The organism is Parundibacterium terreum (genome assembly GCF_014636315.1).
Lineage (GTDB): Bacteria > Pseudomonadota > Gammaproteobacteria > Burkholderiales > Burkholderiaceae_D > Undibacterium > Undibacterium terreum.
On sequence record NZ_BMED01000002.1, the window covers coordinates 993,184 to 1,009,111 of the forward strand.

Genomic DNA, 15,928 nt, shown 5'->3' on the forward strand with positions numbered 1-15,928 from the left:
GTACTGCCGCCCAGGCCTAATCTGCCCTGGCGGGCTTGATCACTTGTCCGCCCTTCATCACAAAACTGACCTGCGTCAGCTTGGTCACGTCGGCCAGCGGATCATCAAAGACCGCAATGATATCTGCATATTTTCCGGTTTTGATACTGCCTATGTCTTTTTTCAGGCCCAGCAGATCTGCGGCACTGATCGTGGCGGCCTGGATTGCCTGCATGGGTGTCATGCCGTACTTCACCATGTAAAAGAACTGCCGCGCATTGTCGCCGTGCGGATAGACGCCGGCATCGGTGCCGAAAGCCATGTGTGCGCCACCCTGGAATGCTTTGCGGAAATTATCCCTTTGCAACTGACCTATTTCCTTTTCCTTGGCCAGCGATTCCGGCAGGAAGCCTGCTTTTTCGCCCTCACCCAGGATATAGTCGTCGTTATAGATGTCCATCACCAGCCAGGTGCCTTTTTCCCGTGCCATCTTGATGCCCTCGGCATCGATCAGGCTGGCATGCTCGACAGAATCCACTCCCGCGCGTATCGCATCATTGATGCCGCTGGTGCCATGCGCATGGGCGGCGACCTTGCGCCCCAGCTTATGCGCTTCGGCAACAATCGCCTGCATTTCTTCCAGCGTGTATTGCTGCGCGCCAGCTGCATCGCCCTTGGACAGTACGCCACCGGTAGCGCAGATCTTGATCAGGTCGGCGCCATATTTGACCATTTCCCTGACCTTGGCCCGGGCTTCCCAGGGGCCGTCTGCGACGCCACGCCCGGTATCGTTGTATTCCGGCGGCAGCAGATTATTGTCGCAGTGACCGCCCTTGATACCCAGCGCATAAGCGGACACCAGCATACGCGGTCCCGGCGTATCACCGTCATTGATGGCGTCGCGCAAGGCCACATCGCCAAAGCCATCGGCGCCGACATTACGCACCGTCGTGAATCCTGCGTTCAGGGTATCGCGCGCAGCACGCACGCCATATAAAGCCGCGCGTACATTGGAGGTTCCCAGGCTGGCATAGCCGTGCGCATGCGGGTTGCCGGTCAGATGGGTATGCGCATCAATCAAGCCAGGCAGTACAGTAGCTGCGGACAGGTCGATTACTTTTGCCCCTGCGGGTATTTTTACCGTCGCCGCAGGCCCTACTGAAAGAATCCTGTCGCCCTGGATCAGAATCAACTGGTCGCTCAAGACCTTGGAAGCTTCTACATCCACCAGCCTGCCGGCCTTGATGACCGTGGTCAAAGCTTCCTGCTCCGCTGCGCTGGCAAGCTGGCTGGCAGCGCCTAAACCCGCTGCCAGCAGCAGAGTGCTCGCGGCTAGCTGAAATGTGGAACGAAGCTTGGGAGGCAAGGCTTTCTTCATCGGGCTCTCTTTTTATGAATGATTAATATCAAATTCAGTGGAATAAAAAAACTGCCTCATTCTAGCTGCGATGACCAATTTGAGCAGTATTTCTATAACAAGCGGAAACTGTTGTAAATTTTGCTAGCCAAGCTGCATCGCCCATGGCAAGCTCACGAAAACATCGGGCCAGGCAGATAGGCCGCCATAATAAGCCGCAGCGCTCCAAATTTTCATTTGCCTTTGCGTGATATTGATGGCGAAACAATTGCCGATTCCGGTAAAAACCGCTGAATCACCGACAATCCATGGCCAAATCGATTTCTTATGCCCAGCTTTTTTGTCTAATGCCAGTCTATTTATGTCAATATGAACACCGAAAAAGCCACTGAAGCCTGGGCCGTGAATATGGCCGGCATCGGCTAAAAAAACAACAGCGGCTATATACAAACCATGCTGGTCGTCTATCCATCATTGAAAGTCATCAACTACGCCGAGCTCATAGGATGATTACCCTGCAGCCTCAATTCAACTGGCGTAGGCTGCAAGCCTCGGAGGCCGGGTTTGCCCACCATGTGCATCTGCAAGCCATCGCCGATCAGGACTATGGGCTGGTACGCCCGGATGAACTGCCGCATTTTATTGCTCACACCTCCGATGCCGGCGCGATCATAGGCTGTTTTTACGATAAAAAAGCTGTGGACAACACGGGCCATGGCATGGCCGAAATGATTGCCTACGGCGTGCTGGGCATGAACTCGGCCACGAGCACGCACATGGCGCAACTGCTGAATATTCCCGATTCTGTAAGAAAGCAATTTGCCATCCTGGATGGCGTCGCCTGCCTGCCCGACTGGCGTGGCTATGGCTTGCACCGGGAGTCGATACAGGCGCGACTGGAATATGCCCGCACGGCGCACCGTACGCTGATAGGCGCTACCGTGTCGCCTGAAAATATCGTCAGCCTGCGCGGTTTGCTGGAAGCAGAATTCGTCGTCTCCACCTTTGCCATGCTGTACGGCGGCCTGGTGCGCTTTATCCTGAAAAAGAACCTGGAGGCGCCGCAGCTTTGCTGGTCGCTGGAAAAAAAAGTCGACGCCAGCGACAGGACTGCGCACCAGGAAGCTCTGGCACTGGGCTTATCGGCTTATGCCTGCAGCCAGACTTCCGGCGGGAGTTGGCAGCTGCACTACGGTTATCAGGCCTGACACGGCTCCGGTATTCAAGGCCCGGGATTTTTAATTCAACTCTGTCTTAGCCTTCGTCCCTGCCGGCATCCGGCACATCGTTGCGGTGTCCTGTTTTTCGGCGCTGCTGTTCCCTGTCTCTTTGCCGCAGCACGTCTATCATCACGTTGAAAGTGCGCGCCAGGCGGCCCAATTCATCATTCGAGGTGACCTTGATATTGGCTTTTTCATAGTCACCGCTCTTCAACGCATGGGCGGCAATGGTCAGGCGTTCTATCGGGCGCACGATACTGCGCGCGAATAGCACAGCCAGTAGCAGGAACACCATACCTACCGCAAGCACGCTGTACAGCACATTGGTAAACAGGTGATTCAGCGGCTGCTCAAACGAGATACGCGACTCCGTCACGCCGACCACCCAGTTATGCCCCTTGACTGGCGCATAGCCGGCGATCTCTTCGGTATTAGAAATGCTGGAACGGTAGCTGATATTGCCGGCCCCCTTCGCGCCTACCATTGCCTTTGCCAGATCGGGCATGTTCAGGCTTGCAATGCTGTCGCGCCGGAAGCGCTGGTCGGCCACGATCTGCTGCAATTTATCCTGCGGCAGAGTCACCAGGCTGTGATACAGCTCTTTCTGGTCCGGGTGATAGATCAACACGCCGTCGCCATCAATCAGGAAAGGGACCAGATTGGTCCTGTGTATCTCCGCCAGTATGCTGGCAATGCTGGAACCCTTGATGCGCAGGACAATCGCTCCTATCACCTTGCCATCCGCATTGACGACGGGGTTGGAATAATACACTCCGGCAGCACCGGCGGTAGATCCTACCACCATGCCTGTCATGTGAGCGCGGCCTGCCATCGCTTCCTTGAAATACTCGCGGAACTTGAAGTTCCTGCCGGTTACCCCGGCATCATTGGATACCAGTGCATTGCCTTCCGCATCCATCACGATCAGCGGATGCACATCCGGATTGGATCTGGCAAGGCCCGCCAGCTTGCCATTGATAGCCTCCTTGCCCGCATCGCCGGGATGCTCCAGGAAATTGACAAAATCGGTATCGGTACCGAGGTAGTTGGCCAGGTTACGGCTGTCGTTGATCAATTGCGATACGCGACCAGCCGAGCTTTGCGCATGCTGCTCCAGATCGCGCAGTTCGCCGGCAGACACGGTACTCAGCGTTGCATTCAAATTGTAGTAAGCCACGATCAGCATGGGCAGCAAAGCGGCCAGCACCATTGCCAGCGTCATCTTGACCACCATCGGCCATGAGGCCGGGTGCAGCATCGCCCTGCCGGCACGCAACATCCATGATTTCAACAGACGCGGCGATTCCAGCAGTGTGCGCCAGCTTTCACCGACCAGGCTTTCATTGTCTCCGGAGCGCAAGGCATCCTGCCAGCTCAGGCTGCCGGCATGCGCGGCAAACAGCGCCTGCCTGAAGGCCGCCACATCCTGCGGCCTGTGCGCAGCGTCCAGCGCCAGCGCCCAATCTATTGCTTTCAGAAATTCGCTGCTATAGCGCCCGCTGCCGGCCTGCTCCGCAGTAGCCATGCAGTCATCGATGCGGCGTTCGGGCGCCGGCAAGGGTTTACTACCGGCCACCATCCAGTACAGCGTCGCTCCCAGCGCATAGATATCGGTAGCCGGCCCCTGGTCTTCCGCCTCATATTGCTCATAAGGCGCATAGCCGGGCGTCACCACATTCGCCATCCTGTGCCGCTCGCCGGCGGTCTGCCGCGCAGCGCCAAAGTCCAGCAGGACCAGGCTGCCATCTTCCTGCCTTACATAGATATTGTCGGGCTTGATATCCCGGTGCAGGTAACCTGATTCATGCACGACGGCCAGGCCTTCAAGCAGCGGCTGCACCAGCAATAGCAAATCCGCTTCCGCCATCGTCTTGTGCTTGGGCCACCACTCTTTCAAGGGTTTGCCGCGCTCATACTCCAGCACCATGTAGGCGGTGCGATGGGCTTCGAAAAAACGCGCTACCCGTACGATATTCGGGTGCCGGAAAGTCGCCAGCGTACGCGCCTCCACCAGGAAGCTCTCCAGTCCGTGCTGATAAAATTCCCTGTCCTCGGGCCAGCGCGGCGTCACCGACTTGTCCGATGCGCGATAGGCAAAATCGCCAGGCAGGTATTCCTTGATCGCCACCTTCACATTCAGGTGGATATCGGTCGCCAGATAGGTGATGCCGAAGCCGCCGCGCCCCAGCACGCTGTCGATACGGTATTCCAGCAAGTGAAAGCCTACAGGCAATGCCAGCATATCCTCGTTGCCGCCCGCGGATGCCTGGTCTGGCGGAAGGATATCGTCCACATGCGGCGCTGCCGGGGCCAGCAAGTGGGCAATACCGGATGTGGATGCCGATGCAGGATGCTGCACTGCCGCTGACGGGGTCGGCACATGCAGCACCGTCAGGTCATCATCAACAGGAAGGGTGGATACTTCAGCGGGCACTGCAGCAGGTGCTATAGCAGATACTCCAGAAGACATGTCAGGTTCAGCCGAGGCAACAGGCCTGCTGAGTAATTGCTGCACCTCAAGCTCTTTGACGCGCCGCAATTTGCGCTCCAGCTCGACCACGGTTTCCAGCGCGCGCACCCGTTTTTCCAGTACGGCGCTGATGCTGGGCTGATCGGGCTCGGACACAGAAAGAACAGGTGCAACAGGAGATGGTGGAATATATCCGGCGTCAAGCCCGGCAAGCTGTTGTCCATCCATCGATGGGCTGGCCGTCTCTACCGTATCCGGACCTTCATTCATTCGCTTCTCCGCCCTCGTCTATTGATAGATCTCGTGTTCTTTATTTTCGCAGGCATGGAATATTGCCATGCATCATGAGCATATCCCATAAGCCTTCACCAGCCTGTTTTCACTCAAAGCCGGCTTGCAAAAATTCGATGAATTGCGTTGATTTTTGCGCTGATGTGATTTGCTTCCATGCTACCATATCGACTTGCGTCCGCTTATAAAAACCATTCAGGTACACATCGGAGTTACCTTGAGCAATTGGAAGCAACTATCCCCCAGCCTTTACCATCAACTGTCTCTTGGCCAAGCCTATGGCGTGACCGATGTAGGCCTGGTGCGCAAGTCCAACGAAGATAATTTCCTGATCGATGAAGAACTCGGCTTGGTCGTAATCGGCGACGGCATGGGTGGCCACGAAGGCGGAGAAATCGCCAGTGCCAACGCCATCATTGCGCTACGCGATTTTATCCGCTCCTTTGTCCAGGAGCGTGATGCGAATGCCCTGCCTATCGCTGCGGAACATGATCCGGATGCCACCTGGTCCGACGAAACCATGCCTGCGGTGATGACACTGTTCGATGCAGTGGAATTTGCCAATACCCAGTTGTATACGCAAAACCTGGCCAACCATAATGGCGGCGGCCACGGCATGGGCACGACACTGACCGGCATCTGGCAATACCTGGACAAGGGCCTGCTGGTCGTATTCCATGTCGGCGACAGCCGCCTGTACCGCTGCCGCGCCGGCGAGCTCAGCATACTGACGCGCGACCAGACCTTGTACCAGCAAGCGATAGAAGAAGGCATCGTAGACAATTTACCAGCGCGCAATTTGTTATTGCAGGCGATAGGGCCGACTGTCAGCGTGAAGCCGGATGTCAAATCCTTCGCCTACCAGCCCGGCGACCTGTACCTGTTATGCACCGACGGCCTGTATGGAAATACACCGCACTCAGCGATAGAAGAAATCATGCGCAGGACACATGCACAAAACCTGGAGCAATCCTGCCTTGACCTGATCGAGCTTGCCAAGGAACACGGCAGCCGGGACAATATCACAGCGATACTGGTAATATGCAATCAGTAGTGGTTCCCACTGAATTCTGAGTATCTAACTTTTGTGGTTGGTCATTTTTTGATTGCTGGCCGGGGTAGCCCGGCGGCTACGAGCGGTTTAAGGTCAAGAACAACAACAAATTCAAAAACAACGGCAACCAAATTCTCCAACGTTTGAAAAAATCAATCTCTTAAAGCAGAGATGATCTGGTTTGGTTGTTGGGGTTGTTTTTGAAGGTGCTCCGCTCGGGACGCAGCATTTTGTGCGTTACAGAAAATAGATCAGAAACAGACGTTGTTTGAGCGCAGCGAGTTTCGTCTGTTTCCCATTTTTTGTAATGCACAAAATGTGATGGCGCTACGCGCCATCACCCGAAGGGCAAGTCTGCGGTCGCCTTTTTTTGCTTACTTTTTCTTGGGGGCCGCCGAGGTGCGAAGCAAAAAAAGTGAGTAGCATGCCGGGCTACCCCCGGCCTGCGATCACAAATTACTAAACGACATGACCAGCGCACGTCATCTCGCTCAAGTGCTCAACGCCGGCCTGCGCCACCCCCACTCCCTCCAGCTACCATCCAGCATCGCCACAAAACCCGTCGGTTCCGGCAATCCCTTACACATCAATACCGATGGCGTAATATGCGGGGAACCATCCGTCCACCACAGGCTGTGGCCCGAGAGTAGCGCCTGCGCCATGTCGGCAGTCAGTGCAGACATGTTAACCTGTATGCTGTCGTTGCCCTGGCTGGGCAGGCACCATCCGCCTGTCGAGCGCGTATCGGCGTCGCCGAACAGCACCGGGCTGAACAGCACCGGTTTTGCTTTCAGCGCGGCATCGAAGTCATCCAGCAGGAAATTGCTTTCCAGCGAGGATAGCGCCAGCTCTTCCATGCCGTCATACCAGGCCTTGCCGTTCTCCAGCCAGTTCAGCAAGGGCGCCTGCACCGGCACGCCTGCTGCTATCATCAGCGGAAAATGCCGCCCCACCCTATCCACGCTGGGCATCATCACTCCCGCCCACGCGTTGCCGTCAATAACGCCGTTGGATAGCGCGAAGCGCCAGATGGGGCTGGTCAGGTAAGTCTCCAGCCATGCATTATCCAACTGCCGCTTGCTGGTCTGTATGCTATCCTGCAGCCAGTTGTCCCACACCTCCAGAAACGCCGGCGGCAGACGCCGTGAAACAAAATCGCCATGGCTGGTGACCTTGCCGAAAAAACCGGGGGCGCTATCGGGCTGGCTCATTATAGTTTGTCCATGCAGCGGAACTGTTCCAGCGTATCCCTCTTGAAGGGATTGATGACGCTGCTGGCAGTCAGTTCAAACACGGCTTTCTTGCCATCCACGTCGAAGCTTAGCTTATAGCGTTCGCCTTGCGCGGTCGGCTCCAGCAAACCCTTGTCCATCAGGCGGAACCAGGCCCAGGTGCCGTCCGCGCGCAGATCTGAACGGCTGCCGGCAGGCGTAGTTTCCAGATGCGCCTGGCCATTTCCTTTGCCGCTAGGTAGCTGGAATGAAGTGGAGCGGATCGGCGTGTTCGGCGCATAGGCCAGTTGCTGGCCGTCGATTTCCAGCAGCAGCTTGCTCCAGGCTGCGTCCACACTCACAGGCTTCAAATCGAAACGCATGGAAGCCTGCCTGCCGCCTGCACCAAAGAAAGCATCACGTATCCTGGCCGCGCGCTGGAACTCATTCAGCACTTCTTGCGGAATGCCCAGCGATGCATTATTTGCCGTGGTGCGCCAGCGCCACTGGCCGCCACCCATATCGACATATTGCAGCAGGTTTTTCTGGAAGAAATCGTCAACCAGGCCACCCGGTGCAAAGAACTTGCCGAAATCGTCCGCAGTGACTTCCTTAGCCGCACTGCGTACCAGGGGATAGCGACCGGCAATTGCATCGCGGCAAAACTGGCCGCCGCTGCCTACCCACAGGGAATTCAATCTTTCCCTCTCGCTACCGGAAGTCAGCCCTGCGCCGCTGCTGTCTATATTTTTCAGCATGGTCGCCAGGGGCGCCGGTTTACCGTCCGCCTCACGTTTCAGCTTGCTCAGCGCCTCGCCGGCCGGCGGCGGCGTGCCGGTGCGTTTCGCCGCGCCCGCCGCGTCCAGGTAGGTCGCAACATCCTTCAGCATGGCCAGCACTGTATCCAGCGGCACCGGCGCGCCTGCGGCTGCACCACCCGTCCCACCACCAGCACCAGCACCCGCCATCTTGTGCAAATCTTCAAAGTGCGCATCCACAGGGTTGGATGCCTTGACCGCTGCAGGTGCTTCGTCGGCACCGGAGCCTATCGCGCTTTCCAGTTTTTTCTTATATGCGTCCAGCTTGCCTTTGACTGCGTCACTGACCGAAGCCGTGCTGAACTTGCTCTTGGTTCCTTCCAGCGTGGTTTCCTTGGCCGCCGCCAGTAGGAACTTGCGCAAGGGTGAATCACCGCCGGACAGGATATTGGTAATCCTGGCGCCCTGGTCCAGCGTGGAAAACGGCGCTATACCCACATCTGCCAGCAGTGCATCCCACTGCGCGATGTAGTCATTAAAATACAATTGCAGCACAGCTCCCTTGATTTGCTCGGTGCTGCCGGCACTGGCGATTTGCTCCTGCTGCGCCAGCACCCAACTATCCTTAGCGACATCGGTGATCGCCTGTTCATTCTGTTCCAGGAATTTGGCGTAGCCAGCTACCGAGAACATGCCATTGATACCGCGCGTCAGCGGTTCTCCGCTGCGGCGGACAAACACTTGCGGCGCATCTCGTCCGCCCACATTGGTCACGCTGAATTCCGGCAGCTTGCTTCTGGACAGTTCACGCTTCAGGCGGTTGTATACGCGCTGCTGGATAGGCATTTTTGCCAGGGTCAGCCGGGTGTCGCTGATCAGCGCCGCATCCAGCTTGGGCGGCTCGTCGGCACTCTCGTTATATTGTTCCAGCAGGGCCTGCACATGCTCGGACAATGCCTGCTTCTGTGCATCGCTGGCATCCTTCAGGTTGCGCGACCAGTAGTAATCCAGCCACACGCCCACCGATGCCGCGTCAAAGTGCTTGGCGTCTCCCAGCATCAGGTAGACGCGCAGGGTTTCATACAGGTAGTCGGCATTATTGGCGCTATCCCTCCGCAATTGCTCTTCCATGCGGTTGAGGATGCGCGGCAGCAGGGTTTCCCTCAGCATTTTCTGGTACACAGCCTGCGCGCCGGCACCCAGTTTGTCGCCCTGGTACAAGCCGAAGCGCATCAGCAAAGGCGCCCCCTTGTCGCGCTCGGCATAACCACCCGGCAGATCGCGCACTGCACTCAGCAAGGGCAAGGTTTGCAGCTCGCTGCCCTGCGCCGGGAGCGCAGCAGCCAGCTTATTGATATCCGCCACTTTTTGACTGACATCGGCCACATAGCTCTGGTTGCGGAAATAGCTGGTCACCAGTCCTGCGCCCAGCAATACCAGCAGCACGCCAATGGCAATCGACGCTCCCCATTGCAGCCAGCGGCGCTTGCGCTCCAGCCCCAGATTAACTCCGGCCAGATTCGCTTCAGGGAAGATCACGTCACGCAGCAGGCTGGTGATGAAGTAGCTGCGCCCGCTCGCGGCATTCGGCGGCAACACCTGGCGGTCCAATCCGAAAGCTGCGGCCATGGCACTCATCACGCGGTCTATCGGGCTACCCTCCTGCGTGCCGCTGCTGAAATACACCCCGCGCAGCAAGGCTTTTTCTTCATAGCGGCTGGACTGGAAGACATCATTCAGGAAGCGGCCAAGGACATCACCTACCCCGGCAAACTGCTGCGGAAAGCTATAGATCAATGCGCGCCTGTGCAAATCACGCTCCTGCTGCACGCGGCTCAAGACCCTGGCCTGCAATTGCTGCTCCAGCAACTGAAACTCTTCCGGAAAAGCTGCCAGTGCGCTATCCACCTGGTTGGCATCGGCCAGAGGGAAAGTCATCCCCCATACCTGCGCTCTTTCCTCACGCCCCAGGTTATCGAAGAATTCCACGAAACCCGCCAGCAAATCGCACTTGGTCACCATCACGTAAATGGGGAAACGTATGCCCAGCTTTTCGTGCAATTCCTTGATGCGCTCACGGATGGCCAGCGCCTGCGCCTGACGCGCAGCTTCGTTTTGTCGTAACAGATCGGCGACGCTGAGTGCGATGATGACGCCATTGACAGGACGGCGGCGGCGATGCTTGCGCAAGAGCTGCAAAAAGCCGCCCCAGGCCGCCTTGTCTACTTCGCTGTAGCTGTCCTGCGTCGTGTACCGTCCTGCCGTATCCAGCAGCACCGCTTCATCGGTAAACCACCAGTCGCAATTGCGGGTGCCACCCACGCCGCCTATCGCATTCTTGCCCATGCTTTCGGCCAGCGGAAATTTCAGGCCCGATTGCACCAGCGCGGTGGTCTTGCCCGTGCCGGGAGCGCCGACAAACATATACCATGGCAACTGATACAGGCCGCCCTGCTTGTCGCCGAGCTTGGCTTTCTTCAGCACGGCCATGGCTTCCTGCAGGCGTTTTCCCAAGGCATCCAGCTCAGCAGCGGTTTCCTTCGCACCGGGCACGGGTGCCGGAGCCGGCTGGTCTTCGCCCGCAACACCTTTCATCAGCTTCGCGTTGGCGATCCTGGCCGCGATGAATTTCCACAAAAAGTAAGCGGCCCAAATCACGAAAAAAATAACGATGAAGGTCCAGCGCACGCTTTCGGATGCAAACGGCTCGCTGCCGTTGAATGCCAGCAAAGGGCCTTCAAACCAGATAATCAGCGACAGCAGGATGACGCCGAGCAGGGAAAGCACCCAGGGTTTCAGCAGCCAGGAAAAAATTCGCTTCATAGGATTCCAGCAATTCGGTAATTGAAATTGGAGCTCATCGGACGTCCGTTACGGTAACAATGTGCCTGGCATGCTTCTTCATCCTGCCGGCCTGGCTAATGCACGATGCTAAGGTTGCGCAGCCGGTGTCAGTACAATGATATCGACCCGCCTGTTACGCGCCCGGTTAGCCGGGCTATCATTGGCCACCAGGGGCTCGGTGTCGCCGCGCCCTTCCACCGTATACCTGTCCGGCGGACCAGCGCGTTCTGCCAGCAGGGTCTTGACGGAGCTTGCACGGCCCTTGGATAAATCCCAGTTCGACGGAAACTTGGCCGATATGCCTGCCTTCACATTATCGGTATGGCCGATTACGATCACTTTCCCGGGTACCGGCTTCAGAGCGTCGCCTATGCGCTGCAACAGCGGAATGAAGTCGCGCGTCACTTCGGCGCTGCCCGATGCAAACACGCCGTCACCGCGTAGCGTGACAACGGAACGATCGGCAGTCTCGTTGACGCTGACCAGGCCGCGTTCGATCTCGGGTGCCAGAAAACCGGCAACGCGCACCGGCTTGGCCACCGGCGCTGCAACGGGCCGTGGCGGAGGCAATGCCGCTGCCACCTTGATCTGGTGCAGGCTGGAGAACACGGGATCCGAAGCCTGATTCAGGCGGAAGCTGAAAAACAGTTGCAGGATGATGAAGATCACCGCTGCGACCGCAGCCAGCACCCACACCGGAATCACACGCCAGAGCGGCTCGCCCTTGCCGCTGGCCCCCTTCCAGTGCACCGACAGTTCAGGCTCGAATGCGCCGCGCTGCTTCTGTATCAGTTGCTGCAGGCGCTCGCGCAAGATCTCCAGTTGCGCCCGGCCACCCTCTATCACGCGGTAGCGGCCCTCCAGACCCAGCGCCAGACACAGGTACATCAATTCCAGGATATGCAGATTGGCGCGCGCATCCTGTCCCAGCTTTTGCAGGATCAGGAAAAACTTCTCACCGCCGAAGGCTTCATTGTGAAAGGTCACCAGCAGGCTGCGGCTGGCCCAGACACCGCCCCCGCCCCAGGGCGTGGACGAGATGGTTTCATCAAGGAAGGTGCATAGCGAATAACGTGCCGCCGCTATCGACTCATGTTCTACATGGGCAGCCTTGGCTTCCGTCTCGAAAGTCTTGATGGCGCCTATCAACTGTATACGCAGTTCTTCGACGTTGGGATAGGACGTCATGTGGCGCAGCGGCGTGACCAGATCCAGCAGCGGATTCGCGGCGCGCACCAATGGATTAAGCGCATTGCCGTGCAGCGTGGCGGGTACCTTGGCTGCCGCAACCGGCTGAGCCCTGGCTTGGGCAGGTTGTGGCTGTTGAGGCGATTGCGAAGTTTGCGGAATAATGACCGTCCCGTCTTCAGGCGCTGCGGCCGTAGCGCCGGGGTTGGCCGGCGCAGCGCGTTTCCCTCCCGGCGCAGGAACCAGAACAGTGCGGTCGGGATCCTGCATAGGATCTAGCGGCTCGTTTCCACTCACGATGAATACCTTTGTTCTATCTACAGAAGCACTATTAAATTCACCAGCGAAACTCACCAGCGGAGCTGACCGGCTATGGCAGGGACAACTTCGGCACTATTTTCTGATCGCCCAGAACTGCATTTGCAAACCGGGGAATTCACCGGGCACATGCATGGCAAACCCAGCCGAGGTCAGCAAGGGTTTCCAGTATTCGCTATTCTTGTCCAGTTCAAAATACGTGAAGCCTGCGTGGAACGGTAACTGGCGCGGTGCAACCGGCAGCGGGCGCAAGGCAATGCCGGGCAATTGCAGGTTGACCAGGTCACGGATTTTTTCTACAGAGCCGATCTTGACCTTGGCCGGGAAGCCGCTGCGTATGGATTCCGCCGGCATTTGCGCATTGACCGCCAGCACAAAGGTCGCCGTCTTGATGAGCTCCGGATCGGGCACGACTGCCACGCGGATGCCGAACTGTCTTTCTTCCAGAGGAATAGGAACCGCATGTGCATCCATCACCATGGACAGGGATTTGCGCAACTCATCGATAACAGGGAAAAAAGTCTCGCGCAGCTTGTCGTGCTTGTAGACGGGAAATTCTGTGCTGCGCTTGTCGGCCCGGGTAAAGGTGGCCAGCTCGCCCGCCAATTGCACCAGTTCGCGGTATAAATCTTCGGGGTGCAGACCGGTCATGGTCGCCAGGTGCGTGACCAGCGGTTCGGCCCGATTGACCAGTTGCAGCAACAGGAAATCCGCTATCTCTGCGGCGCCGGCGGCGCCCGGCTGGCTCAGGCGGCTGGCCAGCGCCTCTCCGCGCTGGTGCAGCAGACCCTGCAATTCGTCAGCAAAGGCGCCAAGGCGCGGCGCAGCACGGAAGTCCAGGCTTGGAGGGCAATAATCGGGGTCCAGTACGATGCGATTGTCAGGGCGGCGTTCCAGAATGCGCGCCACACCCAGGCCGGTATAGGCATTAACGACATCGCCCTCCAAAGCCAGGCGCAGGCGCATTTTACCGACCTGCATCAACGCGCTGTTATCCAGGCCATTGCTGTCCCAGGCTTCGTATTCTGCACTGCGGTGGCGGGCAAAATTATCCTGGTCCGCCTCGTTGCCTACCTCGGCGATACCCGGCCGGCGCGATGGCAGGGCCAGCATCACCAGCACGTTGCGTGCGTCTTCAGGAATGTTCAGCGGCAAGGGCAATTCATCATCGCCAGGCAGGTTCAGCGGCGTCCCATCCGGAAGCACGGCGCTGCAGGACTGCAATGCCAGCTTGCCCATTGCCAGTTGCTGCTCATCGATCTTCAGGCTGGAAAATCCCCAGGAATAAGGGCGCAATCCGGACACGCGCGACTCCAGCAGACTATGCAGGTAGCGGTCATGTTGCTGCAAGTGCTGAGGCTGCAGCAGCATGCCTTCAGACCAGATTACTTTACTATTCCACGACATTTTGCCTCGCCATTTTAAAATTATTCTGTTGCGCCACCACAGCTTATGCGACTCAAATAAGGCTTACACCCTGCATAGTTTTCTATCTTCCGCCTGTACTGTGACAGGCGTATTATCTGCGGCCCTGGCGCAGTCTCTGTATCTGTTCTTCATACGCGATAGCAAATTTTTCACCGAACAAGCGCTGGAAGTCGTCGTCTGCCTCGCTGGAAATTTCCTTGTACAGATCGACCAGGCGGTCCCACATCTTGGCCTTGCGATTGGCAGCCAGCATCTTGTCCATCACGGTTGGCACTTGCAGACGCTCCTCTATCGCGGCCGGATCAAACCTTTGCAGCACACCGGACAGCGCAGCCCGCATGCCTGCCAGGATCGCCAGTTCGTGCGCCTTCAGGTCGTCATAGGCATTGGCGTACGAGCGCACCGGTGTCATATAGCCTGCCAGCGAATTGGACAACATCTGCGTCAGCGCACTGTCCGCATCAGGGAAGAATTTTAATGGGTTATTCGCCTGGCTGGCGATCATCGTCATTTCCAGGCGGCTCTCGCGCTTGGTCATTGCACGCGCCATCAGCACGCCCATCGTGCCATTGGTCGCTTCGCGCAGCATGGCACCGGCCAGTTCGGCCAGCTCGACGGCGGAGCGGTTGGTCTTCAGATCGGGCATACCCAGGCCGCGCAGCAAGGCCTGTATCACTTCATCGTTGCTGGCCACTGGTGCAGCGGCAGCAGCAGCAGCAGCAGCGGCAGGCACAGGTCGAACAGGTACGGCCACGGGTGCGGCCGGCGCGCTGCTTGCAACAGCGGCAGCGGAGCTCGCCACTTCGGCAGGTAGGGCAGGCGCCGGAGCCGGAGGCGTTTTGGCTGCGGGGATCATCGTCGCCGCGCTATCGATTTTTGTCTGCAATTCCGGATCGGCAGCTTCTGCTACAGGCTGGGGCTCAGGAATGAAAACGGGAGGAGGAACGGGCACAGGCTCGATCACCGGCGGCAGCATCGCTGAAGCAGGTGGCACCTGTGCTAGCGGAGGAATTGGCGCGGCCTGCTGCGTAGGCAAGCGTGGCGGCAGGTAATCCGCCAACGGATCGTAATCGTCAGGTATCGCCATCGCAGAGGATGGCACCGCCGGAGCCGCCGGGATAAACGGCGTACCCGCCGGCATCTGGAAAGCCTGGATTTCCGGAGATATGTGGTCGCTCTCTGCGCCACGGAATGCCGGCGTAGCGGGCTGCTGTTCCGGTATCCAGAAAGCCTCGGCGGCCGGAACAGCGGACTGCTTGGACGGCGGATAGGAAGCCAGACTCTGCGCAGGCGCATCAAACAGATTGACACCCAGAGGGTCGAAGCTTGCGTTATCAAAACCGCCGCCGACATCAAGTATTTTTGCGCCGGACAAGGAATCATCTATGCTGACCGGCACATCCGCCGCCGGGCTGATCGGAGCTACCGTTTGCTCCTGCAAAGGAGAAGGCGGCAACGGCACTGCTTCCGGGGTAACGCTGACCAGCAACTGGTATTCGCCTATGTTCAGCCTGTCGCCGTCGCTCAGCGGCATCTGCCTGCCGCTACCCACCGGCCTGTCATTGATCAGGCTGGGATTGCTGCCGACATCGGTCAGATAATACACCGCATCCTGGAAGTCGATTTTCGCGTGTACGCGAGAGATGTATTTGCTGGGATCTTCCAACACCAGATCATTGCCTACCGCGCGTCCTATCGCTCCACCCAATTGATCAAAACGCTTGACCACCTGCTGCGGAAAAGCTTCATTGCGATAGGTTTGAACGCGCAAAGTAATCGGCATTGTATCTTCAGGGAAGTTGATCGCCCG

The 15,928-nt window shown here is 57.9% G+C and carries 10 protein-coding genes; 2 read left to right on the plus strand and 8 right to left on the minus strand.

What is annotated here, in order from left to right:
• Positions 1-16: 16 nt before the first annotated feature.
• Positions 17-1,357, minus strand: a complete 1,341-nt coding sequence (locus IEW12_RS13510; protein ID WP_188566529.1) for a Xaa-Pro dipeptidase — start codon at positions 1,355-1,357, stop codon at positions 17-19.
• A gap of 123 nt (positions 1,358-1,480) precedes the next feature.
• Positions 1,481-1,786: a hypothetical protein gene (locus tag IEW12_RS13515; protein ID WP_188566530.1), complete on the minus strand. Its 306-nt coding sequence runs from the start codon at positions 1,784-1,786 to the stop codon at positions 1,481-1,483.
• 56 nt (positions 1,787-1,842) lie between these two features.
• Here IEW12_RS13515 and IEW12_RS13520 point away from each other — a divergent pair, with 56 nt between their 5' ends.
• Complete coding sequence (locus IEW12_RS13520) at positions 1,843-2,544, plus strand: hypothetical protein (RefSeq protein ID WP_188566531.1); 702 nt, start codon at positions 1,843-1,845, stop codon at positions 2,542-2,544.
• Between the two features lie 46 nt (positions 2,545-2,590).
• Here IEW12_RS13520 and IEW12_RS13525 read toward each other — a convergent pair whose 3' ends face one another.
• Entirely contained in the window at positions 2,591-5,296 is a 2,706-nt protein-coding gene (locus tag IEW12_RS13525) for a protein kinase domain-containing protein (RefSeq protein ID WP_188566532.1), read from the minus strand.
• A 238-nt stretch (positions 5,297-5,534) separates the two neighbouring features.
• Between IEW12_RS13525 and IEW12_RS13530 the strand changes: the two genes are divergently transcribed.
• On the plus strand, positions 5,535-6,371 hold the full coding sequence (locus IEW12_RS13530) for a PP2C family protein-serine/threonine phosphatase (RefSeq protein WP_188566533.1): 837 nt from the start codon (positions 5,535-5,537) through the stop codon (positions 6,369-6,371).
• A gap of 491 nt (positions 6,372-6,862) precedes the next feature.
• Here IEW12_RS13530 and tagF read toward each other — a convergent pair whose 3' ends face one another.
• The 5 genes from tagF to tagH form a co-directional block, all read right to left on the minus strand.
• Positions 6,863-7,582, minus strand: coding sequence for a type VI secretion system-associated protein TagF (tagF, locus tag IEW12_RS13535; RefSeq protein WP_188566534.1), 720 nt, complete (start codon positions 7,580-7,582; stop codon positions 6,863-6,865).
• Positions 7,582-11,163, minus strand: coding sequence for a type VI secretion system membrane subunit TssM (gene tssM, locus IEW12_RS13540; protein ID WP_188566535.1), 3,582 nt, complete (start codon positions 11,161-11,163; stop codon positions 7,582-7,584). Before tssM ends, tagF begins: the two co-directional genes overlap by 1 nt.
• 108 nt (positions 11,164-11,271) lie before the next feature.
• Positions 11,272-12,669, minus strand: coding sequence for a DotU family type VI secretion system protein (locus IEW12_RS13545; RefSeq protein WP_229751096.1), 1,398 nt, complete (start codon positions 12,667-12,669; stop codon positions 11,272-11,274).
• Between the two features lie 96 nt (positions 12,670-12,765).
• Complete coding sequence (gene tssK / locus IEW12_RS13550) at positions 12,766-14,097, minus strand: type VI secretion system baseplate subunit TssK (RefSeq protein ID WP_188566536.1); 1,332 nt, start codon at positions 14,095-14,097, stop codon at positions 12,766-12,768.
• Positions 14,098-14,209: 112 nt separating this feature from the next.
• Positions 14,210-15,901, minus strand: coding sequence for a type VI secretion system-associated FHA domain protein TagH (gene tagH / locus IEW12_RS13555; protein ID WP_188566537.1), 1,692 nt, complete (start codon positions 15,899-15,901; stop codon positions 14,210-14,212).
• Between the last annotated feature and the right edge of the window lie 27 nt (positions 15,902-15,928).